Raw genomic sequence first — 12,565 nt, 5'->3', positions numbered from 1 at the left:
CCCCATCCACCCGTCGATCATGAGGTTGACGGCAGTCTGAAGATCGACGACTGCCGTCAACCTCATGATCGACACGCACCGGTGGACAGGTGGACGGAGCGGCACCGCACACCCCTCGGCAGGGCGTCAACGGCGACGCCCGGATGGAGCCACCGTGAACCAGCCCGACCTCGACGTTCTCGACGAGATCCAGCAGCGGGTGCTCTGGCTCGCGACCCGGATCGTGGACGCGGCCAACCACGACCGGGACACCGGCGACGGCGTGAAGGTGGGCGGGCACCAGGCGTCCAGCGCCTCGCTGGTCACCGCCATGACGGCGCTGTGGTTCGCGCACCTGGACGCCGAGGACCGGGTGGCCGTCAAGCCGCACGCCTCGCCGGTCTTCCACGCCATCCAGTACCTGCTGGGCAACCTCGACCGCTCCTACCTGACGAGGCTGCGCGCCCGGGGCGGGCTCCAGTCGTACCCGTCGCGGACCAAGGACCCGGACGAGGTGGACTTCTCCACCGGCTCCGTCGGGCTCGGCGCGGCGGCGCCGCTGTTCGCGGCCGCGACCCGCCGCTACGTCGACGCGCACTTCGGCGCCCGACCGCGCTCCCGGTTCGTCGCGTTGATCGGCGACGCCGAGCTGGACGAGGGGAACATCTGGGAGGCCGTCGCCGACCCGGCCACCACCGGGCTGGGCAACGTGACGTGGCTGGTCGACTTCAACCGCCAGTCGCTGGACCGGGTGGTGCCCGGGGTGCGGATCAACCAGTGGCGGGGTCAGTTCGAGGCCGCCGGCTGGCACGTGGTGGAGGTCAAGTACGGCCGCCGGCTCGCCGAGGCGTACGCCCGGCCGGGCGGCGAGGCGCTGCGCGACTGGATCGACGCGATGCCCAACGAGCAGTACCAGTCACTGTTCGGGCTCACCGGCGCGGCGCTGCGCAAGCAGTTCCTCGACGGCGCGCCCGAGGGCATCGAGGCGTTCATCGCGGACGTCGGCGACGACGAGCTGGGACCGCTCGTGACCGACCTGGGCGGGCACGACATGGCGGCGATGCTCGACGCGTACGCCCAGTGCGACGCGGTCACCGACCGGCCCAGCGTCGTCTTCGAGTACACGGTCAAGGGGTGGGGTCTGCCGATCGCCGGCAATCCGCGCAACCACTCGGCGCTGCTCACCACCGAGCAGGTCGACGCGCTGCGCGCCGCGCACGGGCTGACACGCGAGACCGAGTGGGACCGCCTGGACCCGGCGTCCCCGGCGGGCATCCGGGCCGGCGAGCGCCGGGAGGCGCTGTCCCGCGCGCCCCGCGAGCGGGCGCTGGGCGTCACCGTCCCGGACACGACGCGGGTACGCGCGAACAAGCCGATCTCGACCCAGGAGGTCTTCGGCCGGGTGCTGGTCGAGCTGGCCCGCAACCCCGAGGTGGGCCGCTACCTCGTGACCACCGCGCCGGACGTGGCGACCTCCACCAACCTGGCCGGGTTCATCAACAAGACCGGCGTCTTCGCCCCCACGGAGCAGCGCTCCTGGACCGAGGACCGGATGCTGCGCTGGACGGAGAGCCCCGCCGGCCAGCACATCGAGCTGGGCATCTCGGAGATGAACCTGTTCCTGCTGCTCGGGCAGCTCGGCCTCGCCTGGGACCTGTCGGCGCAGCCGCTGCTGCCGGTCGGCACGGTCTACGACCCGTTCGTGCTGCGCGGCCTGGACGCGTTCCTCTACGGCACGTACTCCGGATCGCGGTTCGTGGTCGCCGGCACCCCGTCGGGCATCACGCTCGCCCCGGAGGGCGGCGCCCACCAGTCGACCATCACCGCCTCGGTGGGGCTGGAGCTGCCCGGGGTGACGTTCCTCGAACCCGCGTACGCGGCCACCCTGGACTGGCTGCTCTGCGACGCGCTGGGCCAGATCGCAGGCGGGGCCGCCCCGTCGGCGACGGCCGCTCCCGCCGAGGACGGGGCGTACTACTTCCGGCTCAGCACCCGCCCGATCGACCAGGCGCCCTTCGAGGCGGCCCGGGCCCGGCTCGGCGACGCGGTGCTGCGTCGGCAGGCGGTCGCCGGGGCGTACCGGCTGGTGGACGCCCACGAGGCGTACCCGCACCTGGCCGACGCCCCGGTGGTGCAGCTCGCCGCCTCCGGCGCGGTGCTGCCCGAGGTGCTCGCGGCGGCGGCGGAACTGGCCGAGGAGGGCGTCGCCGCGCACGTCGTCGACGTCACCTCGCTGGACCGGCTCTACCGGGCCTGGCAACGCACCCTGCGCCAGGGTGTACGCACGGCCACCGTGCCGAGCGTGCCGGGCGCGCTGCGCTCGGCGTTCGCCGACCGGGTGCCGGTGGTGACGGTGCACGACGCCGCCTCGCACGCCATGGCCTGGCTCGGCTCGGCGCTCGCTGCCCCGGCGGTGCCGCTGGGCGTGGACGAGTTCGGCCAGTCCGGCAGCGTCCACGAGCTGTACGACCTGCACGACCTGCTGCCCGGCAGCATCGTCAACGCCGCCCTCGCGGCCCTGTCCCTGCGCTGACTGCGAGCCCGGCGGGCGGCTCACTGGTGGCGAGCTGCGGTGACCACTGGGAGTGATTGCCGCGGTGCGTGACGGAGCGTGATGGTGGGTGAAGGGCGCGGCGATGCCTGCGCGCGCCCTTTGCTCTGCAGCCACGGACGCACCAGCCTGTCGACCAGCTACAACGCAAATCGCGCCTGTGGAGGGGCGATGCCAGGTAGCTACGCCGAGTTACTGGTGCGTCCATGGATGCAGAGCAAAGCGTCCGAGGGCGTGGTCGGCCGCGAGCGGGTGCCGCTACTGAACGTGACAGTCATGGAACGGTGGGCGCGGCGCAGCGAGGCGCGATGACGGTCAGGACGACCTCGGCACATGGGGCCAGGGCCGGAGCGGTCATGGGCGGCCAGTCAGCGCGGGACGGTCAGGCCGGGGGTAGCGGCCAGGGGACGGGTCAGCGGTCAGCGGGTCAGCGGGTCAGCGGGTCAGCGGGTCGGGGTGGGGGTGACCGGGACGGGAGCACCGGCCTTCGGGTCCTCCACGACGTGCCGCTCCAGGTTCACCTGCGCCTGCCCCGTGCCGCCGACGGTGATGTCGTCGTACGCCTGGAGCAGCTTGTCCTTGTCGAAATAGAGCACCGTCATCGACAGCGGGGTGGGCTTCTCGCCCTCCAGGCCGCGCAGGCCGGCACCGCCCGTGGATCCCTGCACCATCAGCTGCGTGGGTCCCTTCCCGGGCACCTCGGGCAGCTTCGAGACCTGCCGGTCGTGGGTGTGCCCGGCGAGCACCAGCGGGCACGTGCCCGACAGCGGGCCGGCGGAGGCCGGGTCGTGCACCAGCGCGATGTCCACAGGGCGCGGCGAGCTGCGTACCGTGGCCGCGAGCTGGTCGCCGACGCCGATGAGCTGGTCCGCGGTCTGCTGGGTGAGCCCGCTGCCCGCCGGCGAGGTGTTCTTGTCGGGGGTGAAGCGCGGGTCGCCGATACCGGCGATGGTCAGCCCCGCGACCGTGGTGGTCGTGTTGCTCAGCACGATCGCGTTCGGCTGGCGGGCCACGGCCGCCGCGGTCCGCCCCGAGTCGTGGTTGCCCCGGATGTAGACGTACGGCTTCCTGAGCAGGCCGATCGAGCCGACGTACGAGGCCTCCGGCTCGGAGCCCCAGTCGGTGATGTCCCCGGTGTCGATCACCACGTCGATGCCGAACTGCTCGACGACGGTGCGGATGAGCTGCCAGCCGGTCGGGTTGAGGTGCATGTCGGAGACATGCAGTACGCGGGTCGTGCCGGGGGCGGGCTCGTAGACCGGCAGCGACGACACGGTGGTGTAGAGCTGGCTGACGTTGCCGACGATGCGCTGGAGCTGTTCGGCGTACCGGCTGTAGTCGTTCGCGATCCGCCGGGCGTCACCGACGATCGCGGGGGCGTTGACCAGCAGCCCCTCGTAGCGCGGCTCCTCGATCGACTCCGGGCGGATGGTGGCCGCGGCGGCGCCGAGGCTGCCGGCGGTGATCACCAGCGCCAGCCCGCCCGCCCAGGCCGCCCGGCGGGTGTCGCGGAAGAGCATCAGCGCCAGCAGCAGGGTGACCAGCACCGCAGAGGCGAGTGTCCGCAGGCCGAGGCGCAGCACACCCTCGCGGACGTCGTCGACGGCCGACTGGCTGGCCCGGTTGATGCTCGCCGGATCGTCGAGCAGCGCCTCGGTGCGGCTCTGGTCCAGCGCGCCCAGTTCCACCGTCAGGTGGGTCGGCCCGTCGTGGCTGTCGAGCAGCAGCGCACCCAGCGGCGGGATGTCGACGGTGGTGCCGCCGCCGCCCATCGCCGGCGCGACCGTGAGGTCGGCCTGGAACGGGCCGATGTCGGTGCTGACCCGCCCGCCGGCGAGCACGCCGATCACCACGCCGACCAGGGCGACGACGAGGACCGCCAGGGTCACTCCGGTCGCGCGGAGGGCTCGCCGGCCGGTCCGGGGGGCATCACCCCGCCGCGGTGCCGGGCGTGGGGCAGGACCGGTCGCCGGGGCGTCCTCGTACCGGTTCGCGTGCTGTTCGTTCTCCTGGCCGTCCATGGTGAGATTCTGACCTGCCCACTGAAGGATCTTGGGAAACCTGGACGAGCCGGTGCGTCAGCTCCGGCCGGCCCCGCCGCCCGCGAAGACCAGCCGCAGCAGCCGGTCGTCCTCGGGTGCGGGCTGGCCCCGCCCGTCGTGGTTGGAGGTGCTCACCCAGATCGAGCCGTCCGGAGCGGCGGCCACGGCCCGCAGCCGCCCGAAGCGGTCGGTCAGCAGCTCGCGTGGCTGGCCGAGCACGGTGCCGGTGTCGGTCAGCTCGACCAGCCAGAGTCGCTTTCCGCGCAGGCACGCGGTGACGAGCAGCCGGTCCACGGCGGTCAGGCCGGAGCAGGACGCGTCCGACGTCGGCCACTGGGCGATCGGGTTGACGAAGCGCTTGTCGTCGTCGCGCCCCTCGACCGTCGGCCAACCGTAGTTGCGCCCCTTGGTCACCTGGTTGATCTCGTCCCAGGTGTTCTGGCCGAACTCCACGGCGTACATCCGCTTGCCGGCGTCCCAGGCGATGCCCTGGACGTTGCGGTGGCCCAGCGACCAGACGGGGGAGTTCGGGAACGGGTTGCCGGGCGCCGGCTTGCCGTCCCTGGTGATCCGTAGGATCTTGCCGCCGAGGCGCTTGACGTCCTGCGCCTGCGGCCGGTCGCCGGCGTCGCCGGTGCTCGCGTAGAGCAGGCCGTCCGGGCCGAAGGCCAGGCCGCCGCCGTTGTGGATGCCGGCCTTGGGGATGCCGGTGAGGATCGGGGTGGGCGTGCCGCCCAGCTCCAGCCGGACGATCCGGTTGTCCCGCTCGGTGGTGTAGTAGACGAAGACCGTCTTGTCGCGCTGGTAGTCGGGCGAGACGGCGATGCCCATCAGCCCGCCCTCGCCGGACGCCGCCACGTCTCCGATGGTCTGCACCGGGGTGACCTTCAGCCCGTCGGGCCCCGACTCGGGGCCGACCCGCAGGATCCGGCCGCTGTCCCGCTCGGTGACCAGTGCCGCGCCGTCGGGCAGGAAGGCGATCGCCCACGGCACCCGCAGGCCCTTGGCCAGCACGGTGGTGACGACCTCCTGGCCGGCGCCGCCGGGGCTCGCCGTCGCCGACGGCGTCGGGAAGGTGGGCGGCTCACCGGCCGGGTCGGGCTCCGGCTCGCCGAGGCTGCAACCGGCGGTCGCCAGCAGCAGCGCCGCGCACGAGGCCGCCAGGGCCGCCCGGAGACGGTGGGTGCGGGGGTACGGGGGACGGGCGCTCACCCGGCCCAGGGTAGTCCGCCGAGGCGTCCCACCGAGGTCGACGGATCGGACCGACTCCCCGGGGCGGTCAGATCGCCCGGACGGCGAGCAGCGCGACGTCGTCCTCCCGGCGGGGCGCGGCGGTCAGCAGCAGGTCGCAGAGCTCGCCCAGCGGCAGCCGGTCAGCGCCGCCCAGCCGGGCGACCAGCTCGGTCATCCCCTCGTCGATGGACCGGTCCCGCCGCTCGATGAGGCCGTCGGTGTAGAGCAGCAGGGTGTCGCCGGTGGCCAGGTGGGCGTGGCGGCTGGTCCGCCGCACCGGACGGTTCAGCCCGAGCAGCGGCTCCGGCGTCCCGGCGAGCACCTCCACCCTGCCCCCGGCCCGGACCACGAGCGGCGCGGGGTGACCCGCGTTGCACCAGGTGACCCGCTGGCCGCCGGCGTCGTCGGCGTGCAGCCGTACCAGGGTCGCGGTGGCCGCGGCCGGGATGTGCAGCCCGCGGATCGTCTCGTCGAGGCGGCTCATCAGCTCGCCGACCGCGTCGGGCCGGCCGTACGCGTTGCCCCGGACGAGGTTGCGCAGCTGTCCCATGGTCGCGGCGGCCTCGATGTCGTGCCCGGCCACGTCGCCGATCGCCGCGATCAGCTCCCCGCCGGGCTGACGGAAGGCGTCGTACCAGTCGCCGCCGACCTCGACCCGGTCCGCCGCCGGCAGGTAGCGGGCGGCCAGCTCCAGGTCCTCGGTGACGGGCAGCCGCGGCAGCATGCTGTGTTGCAGGACGTGCGCGACGTGCTGCTGTTCGCCGTACATCCGGCTGTTGCCGATGGCCTGCCCGGCCCGGCGGCCGACGTCCTCGGCGATGAGCAGGTCGCTGTCGTCGAAGTGCCGCCGTTGCGGCCCGTTGATCAGGGTGATGCAGCCGAGCACCCGCCCGGCGTCGGTGATCGGCACGCTGAGGTGCGAGGAGAAGCCGAGGCGGGCGGCGATCTCCGGCATCTCCGGCCCGATCGTGCCCCGCCGCACGTCGGCGAGGGTGGCGGCGCCGCCCAGCACGGGCCGCCCGGTACGCAGCACCTCCCGGGTGACCGAGTCGGGGCTCAGCCCCGTGCGCATCAGCTCGGCGAAGCGGGCGACGTCGGGGGCGCGGGCCGGGTCGCGGTGCGCGGCGGTCACGTCGCGCGGCGCCCCGTCGGGCCCGACCAGGGTCACCAGCGACCAGTCGGCCAGCAGCGGCACCATCGTGTCGCACAGGTGGCGCAGCGCGGTGGCCACGTCGAGCGTCCCGGCCAGGGTCCCGGCCAGCCCGGCCAGCAGCTCCAGCCGCCCGTTGGCCTCCTCGGCGCGCCGCCGGGCCTGCTCGGCACCCTCCAGGGCGATCCGCAGCCGCAGCTCGGAGGAGCAGGCGGCGGCCAGGTCGGCGAGCGTCCGCAACTGCTCGGCGGTCCAGTCGCGCGGCTTGTCGTCGATCGCGCAGAGCGACCCGAGCACGCGCCCCTCCAGATCGGTCAGCGGCATCCCGGCGTACGCCACCACGCCCAGTTCGGGCACGGCGAGGTTGTCCCGCAGGGCGGGATGGAGCCGGGCGTCGGGCAGCACCATCGGGGTGCCGAGGTCGACGACGTGCTGGCAGAACGAGTGGCTCAGCGGGGTCTGCCGCCGGGCGGCCCACGGCCGGGCCAGGCCCACCTCGCCGGGGAAGAACTGGCATTCGGCGTCGACCAGGGAGACCAGCGCGACCGGCACGTCGAGCAGGTCCCCGACGAGCCGGGCGAACCGGTCGAACGCCTCGTCGGGGGCGGCCGTCAGCCGGGTCTCGGCGAGCGAGCGCAGCCGGTCGGGATCGCGGAGCGCCGGGATCGGGTCTGCCCGCTCCGGGGCGTCGTCGCGGGAGCCGTCGGTCATTGACCACCTGTCCGTGCCGGATGGAGGCCGACCGGCACTCCGGTCCTCCCTTATACCCCCTCGGGACCAGAATCGACGCGGTCGCCGGAGCGTCGCCTTGATCACCTCATCCGCGTCCGGCGGGCCCGTGCGGGTGCCGGGGGCCGCCCCGCCCGACGGGCACCCCCGCCGGGGGCTATCGTCGGCGGGCGTGAAGGTATGGATCCCGCATCAGGCCGGCCGGACACTCCTCGGTGAGCTGCCGCCGGAGGTCACGGTCGAGGTGGCCGAGGACGTCTCCCGGCTCCCCTCGGACGCCGCCGGCGTCCGGTTCTGGGTGCCGCCCTTCCTGGCCGGCGGGGACGCCACCGCGCTGCTGCGCGAGCTGCCCGACCTGGCGGTGGTGCAGCTCCTCTCCGCCGGGGCGGACGCGTGGGCCGGCCGGGTCCCGCAGGGCGTGACGCTCTGCGACGCCAGGGGGGTGCACGACCCGTCCACCGCCGAGTGGGTGGTCGCGGCGATCCTGTCCCAGCTGCGCGGCTTCCCGGCCCTCGCCCGCGCGCAGGCCCGACGTGACTGGGCGTACGACGAGGTGGCCCCCACCGACGAGCTGACCGGCAAGCGGGTGCTGATCGTCGGGGCGGGCTCCATCGGCACGGCGGTCCGGGACCGGCTCGCGCCGTTCGAGGTGAGCTTCACGCTGGTGGCCCGGACCGCCCGCCCGGAGCAGGGCGTGCACGGCGTCGAGGAGCTGCCGGGGCTGCTTCCCGAGGCCGACGTGGTGGTGCTGCTGGTGCCGCTGACCGAGCACACCCGAGGGCTGGTCGACGAGAGGTTCCTCGCCGCCATGCGGGACGGCGCGCTGCTGGTCAACGCCGCCCGGGGGCCGGTGGCCGAAACTCAGGCGCTGGTCGCCGAGCTGCGTACCGGCCGGATCTCGGCCGCGCTGGACGTCACCGACCCCGAGCCGCTGCCCGCCGACCACGAGCTGTGGACGATGCCGAACGTGCTGCTCACCCCGCACGTCGCCGGATCGGTGCGCGGACTGTGGCCACGAGCGTACCGGCTGGTCGGCGATCAGGTCCGCCGGTTCGCCGCCGGCGAGCCGCTGATCAACACGGTGGTGGACGGCTACTGACCGGTGCCGGCGCGGCCGTGCTCAGCCGGCCGCGCCGGGCAGGGTCTGGCCGGTGGCCGAGACCAGCCGGGGCAGGTCGGTGGCGCGTACGGCCGGCAGGGTGACGCGCTGGCCGTCGTCGAGCCGGGCGACCGCCCGACCGCGCGGGTCGGCGGCCAGCTCGACGACCCGGTCCCAGCTGATCCGGCGCTGCCCGACCAGCGCCCGCAGGCGCAGCTCGCGGGCGTCCGCGTCGGTGCCGGCCCGCCACGCCCACACCGTGACGGCGAGCGGGACGAGCAGCACCGGCAGCAGGTACCACCGGGCGCCGGCCACCGGCAGGGCACCGAAAAAGGCGACGATCGCGGCGGCCAGGATGGCCTGGTTGTGCCGGAAGTGGACGGTGTCGGAGCTGCTCACCCCCCGATGATCCCACCCCCGCCGGCCCCGGTACGCGCCGGGCGGCACGGGGGGCGGACCGTGAGCGTCAGTGACGGGGATCACGGTCGACCCGGCGTCACCGCCTTCGTGCCCGCTCGTTGGCGACTGATGGGCAGCGGACCAACCCCGGGTCCGGTGCCCCGCACCGTCGCACCGCCCGTGCCCCCTCACGAAGGCGACCGCCGTGCCCCTCGCGTACCCGCAACGCGCGTCCATCCCCCGTCCCGCACTGCCGGACACCCTCGTCCTCGCCGCCGTCGCGCTGCTCCTGCTCGCCGGCGCGGCCGGTCGGGTGCCCGCCCTGGCCGTCGTGGCGCTGGCCGGCGCGGCCAGCTGCGCCCTGGCGGGCGCGCGGCTCTCCCGGCTCACCGCCGCCCCGCCGCCGGCCCCCACCCCCGCACAGGTCCCGACCCGGTCCCGCGCCGTCCGCAGGCGCGCGGCGCCGCCCCGCCGCGTCGCCGTGCTGCTCGACGCCGCGGTGGTGACGGCGGGGCTCACCGCCGCCGTGCTCCCGCTCGCCGAGCCGGGCCAACGGTCCGCCGTGGTGGTGTCGGGGCTGGCCGCCTCCGCCGCGATGTTCGTCGCGGGTCTGCCTCCGGCGGCGCGGCGGCCCCGCCCGTCCGCCCGGGTCCGGCTGCGCGGGGCCGTCGACGCGACCGCCGCCGGCCTGGGGCTGGTCCTCGCCGGTTGGCTGCTGCTGCCCCGCGACCGCCTCGACCCGCCGGCGCGGTTCGCCCTGGCCGTGGCCCTGGGCGGGCTCGCGCTCGCCGTGCTCCTGGTGCTGACCGGGCCGCACCGGCGTACCGGCACGGCCCGCTGCCGGGGCGGGGCGGCGCTCACCCTGTCCGGGCTGGTGGTGCTGGCCGCGGTGCAGGCGGGCACGGCACCGGGGCGGGCGGCGTTGGTGTCCGTACCCCCGCTGGTGGGTGGGGTGCTGCTGACGGCGGCGGGGGCGCGGCGGGCGACCCGCCCGGAGCCGGACCCGCCCGCCCCGCCGACCAGGGTGTGGCCCCGGGCGGTGGTCCCGGCCGTCGCGGCCGTGGCGGCCGTCGGGTGGCAGCTCCGCGACGGCGGGCCGCCGGACCTCACGGCGGTCCTGCTCGCCCTCGCGCTGGCCCCGCCGTTGGTGCTCCGCGACCTGCTCCGGGCGGACGACCCGGCGCCGTCGACCGGCCCCGACGCTCCGCCGGTCCGGCACCGCCCGGCGGACCCGGACCGCTCCGGCGCGCCCGTGGACCGGCCCGCGCTGCTGCGGGCCCTCGCCACCCTCCGCGACGCGCCGGGCCCCGCCGGCGCGCTGCTCGTCGTCGACCTCGACGGAACCGGCCCCGCCTCCGACGGGCACCAGGGCCGCGAGGACGTGCTGGCCGAGGCGGTCCGCCGGGCCCGCGCGGTCGTCGGCCCCCGCGACCTGCTCGCCGACGTCACCGCCACCGGCTTCGCCGTGGTCACCGGGGTCGGGCCGGTGCTGGCGTACGCGCTGGGCACCCGGCTGCTCGCCGTGCTCACCGAGCCCTACCGCACGGCCGGCGGGTCGCTGCGGCTGCGGGCCGGCATCGGGCTGGCCGAGATCGGCAACGGCGGCCCGGAGGACGTGCTGCGCCAGGCGGACCTGGCCCGGCGACGGGCCGTGCAGCTCGGCCGGGACCGGGTCGAGTGGTACGACGCCTACCTGGAGGAGCAGCTCGTCCGCCGGCTCGACCTGGAACGGGAGCTGCCCGGGGCGGTCGCCCGGGGCGAGCTGGACCTCGTCTACCAGCCGGTGCTCGACCTGACCGACCGGCAGCCGGTGGGCACGGAGGCGCTGCTGCGGTGGCGCAGCCCGGTGCTCGGCACGGTGCTTCCCGCCGAGTTCCTGCCGGTGGCCGAGGACCTCGACATCGTGGGCGAGCTGGGCTGCTGGGTGCTGGACCGGGCCTGCCGGCAGCTCGCCGCCTGGTCGACGGGCAGCCGGCAGCTCTGGATGGCGGTGAACGTGACCGTCCGGGAGCTGGCCGCGCCCGACTTCGTGCCGCGCACGGCGGCCGTGCTCGACGCGTACGGGTTGCCGCCGGACCGACTGGTGGTCGAGGTGGCGGAGCCCCGGGTGGGCGCCGAGCTGCCGACGGTGGTGGCCCGGCTGGCCGGGCTGCGTTCGCTGGGCGTGCGCACCGCGCTGGACGACTTCCGGGCCGAGCACGCCTCGCTGGCGCAGCTCCGCCGGTTGCCGATCGACCTGCTCAAGGTCGGCCCGCAGCTGGTGGACCCGGCGGACCCGCAGCGTCCGCTGATCGACGTGGTGGTGAACGTGGGGGACCGCCTGGGTCTGGACATCGTGGCCGAGGAACTGGAGTCGGCCGGCCTGGTCGAGGGCGCGCGGCGGGCCGGCTGCCGGTACGGGCAGGGCTTCGCGCTGGCCCGCCCGGCCACCGCGGAGCGGGTCGAGGCGTACTTCGAGGAGTTCCCCTCGGCCTCGCGCTGACCGGGCGGCCCACGGGCCCCGCCCCGCCTGGTTGACTCTGACACCGTGTCAGGGCCGAACGTGTGAGGGGCCATGTTCACCATCGGAGACTTCGCCAGGCTCGGCCGCGTGTCGGTCCGCATGCTGCGTCACTACGACGGCATCGGGCTGCTCCGCCCGGCCGCCGTCGACCCGCACACCGGGTACCGGTCCTACCGGGCCGAGCAGCTGCACCGGCTCAACCGGGTGATCGCCCTCAAGGAACTCGGGCTCACCCTCGGGCAGGTGCGGGCCATCCTCGACGACACCGTCGAGGTCGCCGAGCTGCGCGGCATGCTGCGGCTGCGCCGGTCCCAGCTGGAGGCCCAGCTGGCGGCCGACACCGCCCGGCTGGCCGGGGTCGAGGCGAGGCTCCGCATGATCGAGACGGAGGGTCGGATGACCAGCCAGGACGTCGTACTCAAGGAACTGCCCGCGGTCCGGGTGGCGGAGCTGACCGCGGTGGCCCGCAGCTACGAGACCCCGGACATCTCCACCGTGATCCAGCCGCTCTACCCGGAGCTGTTCCGGCGCCTCGGCGAGGCGGGCGTCGCCCCCAGCGGCCCGGGCCTGGCCTGGTACGAAGCGACGGGGGAGGGCGAGGCCGTGGTGGTGCACGCCGCGGTGACGGTGGCCGCCGACCCCGCGGCGGCCCGGGACTTCGCGGTCGTCGACCTGCCCCCGGTGCCCGCCGCCGCGACGATCATCCACCACGGGCCGATGGACGAGGTCGCGGGCAGCGTGCAGGCGCTCGCCTCCTGGATCGAGGCGAACGGCTGGCGGGCCGACGGCTACGTCCGCGAGCTGTACCTGGACTACTGCGCGGAGGACCCGGCGGACGGTGTCACCGAACTCCAGTTGCCGGTGACGAAGGCCAGGTGAT

General features: G+C 75.2%; 8 protein-coding genes. 4 read left to right on the top strand and 4 right to left on the bottom strand.

The genetic code is table 11. From position 1 onward, the window contains the following. Positions 1-154 precede the first annotated feature (154 nt). Positions 155-2,512, top strand: a complete 2,358-nt coding sequence (locus ACFHW0_RS04635) for a transketolase-like TK C-terminal-containing protein (protein ID WP_416605642.1) — start codon at positions 155-157, stop codon at positions 2,510-2,512. 461 nt (positions 2,513-2,973) lie between these two features. Here the strand turns inward: ACFHW0_RS04635 and ACFHW0_RS04630 are convergent, their stop codons facing one another. The 3 genes from ACFHW0_RS04630 to ACFHW0_RS04620 form a co-directional block, all read right to left on the bottom strand. After that, positions 2,974-4,551, bottom strand: a complete 1,578-nt coding sequence (locus ACFHW0_RS04630; protein ID WP_416605640.1) for a metallophosphoesterase — start codon at positions 4,549-4,551, stop codon at positions 2,974-2,976. 57 nt (positions 4,552-4,608) lie between these two features. Further along, positions 4,609-5,784, bottom strand: coding sequence for a PQQ-dependent sugar dehydrogenase (locus ACFHW0_RS04625; RefSeq protein ID WP_416605639.1), 1,176 nt, complete (start codon positions 5,782-5,784; stop codon positions 4,609-4,611). Positions 5,785-5,851: 67 nt separating this feature from the next. After that, positions 5,852-7,666, bottom strand: a complete 1,815-nt coding sequence (locus ACFHW0_RS04620) for a SpoIIE family protein phosphatase (protein ID WP_416605638.1) — start codon at positions 7,664-7,666, stop codon at positions 5,852-5,854. 190 nt (positions 7,667-7,856) lie between these two features. Between ACFHW0_RS04620 and ACFHW0_RS04615 the strand changes: the two genes are divergently transcribed. After that, positions 7,857-8,783: a 2-hydroxyacid dehydrogenase gene (locus tag ACFHW0_RS04615; RefSeq protein WP_416605637.1), complete on the top strand. Its 927-nt coding sequence runs from the start codon at positions 7,857-7,859 to the stop codon at positions 8,781-8,783. 21 nt (positions 8,784-8,804) lie between these two features. On the opposite strand, the gene ACFHW0_RS04610 is transcribed toward ACFHW0_RS04615, so the two are convergent. Beyond that, a complete protein-coding gene (locus ACFHW0_RS04610; protein WP_416605636.1) occupies positions 8,805-9,182 on the bottom strand; it encodes a PH domain-containing protein in 378 nt (125 codons plus the stop codon). A gap of 205 nt (positions 9,183-9,387) precedes the next feature. Between ACFHW0_RS04610 and ACFHW0_RS04605 the strand changes: the two genes are divergently transcribed. After that, positions 9,388-11,664, top strand: a complete 2,277-nt coding sequence (locus tag ACFHW0_RS04605) for an EAL domain-containing protein (protein ID WP_416605635.1) — start codon at positions 9,388-9,390, stop codon at positions 11,662-11,664. 72 nt (positions 11,665-11,736) lie between these two features. Then, a complete protein-coding gene (locus ACFHW0_RS04600) occupies positions 11,737-12,564 on the top strand; it encodes a MerR family transcriptional regulator (protein ID WP_416605634.1) in 828 nt (275 codons plus the stop codon). The last annotated feature ends 1 nt before the right edge of the window (position 12,565 follow it).

Source organism: Micromonospora sp. LOL_025 (genome assembly GCF_048060285.1).
GTDB lineage: Bacteria > Actinomycetota > Actinomycetes > Mycobacteriales > Micromonosporaceae > Micromonospora.
Note: the sequence above shows the minus strand (reverse complement) of the source record. Positions and strands in the feature narration are given on the sequence as shown.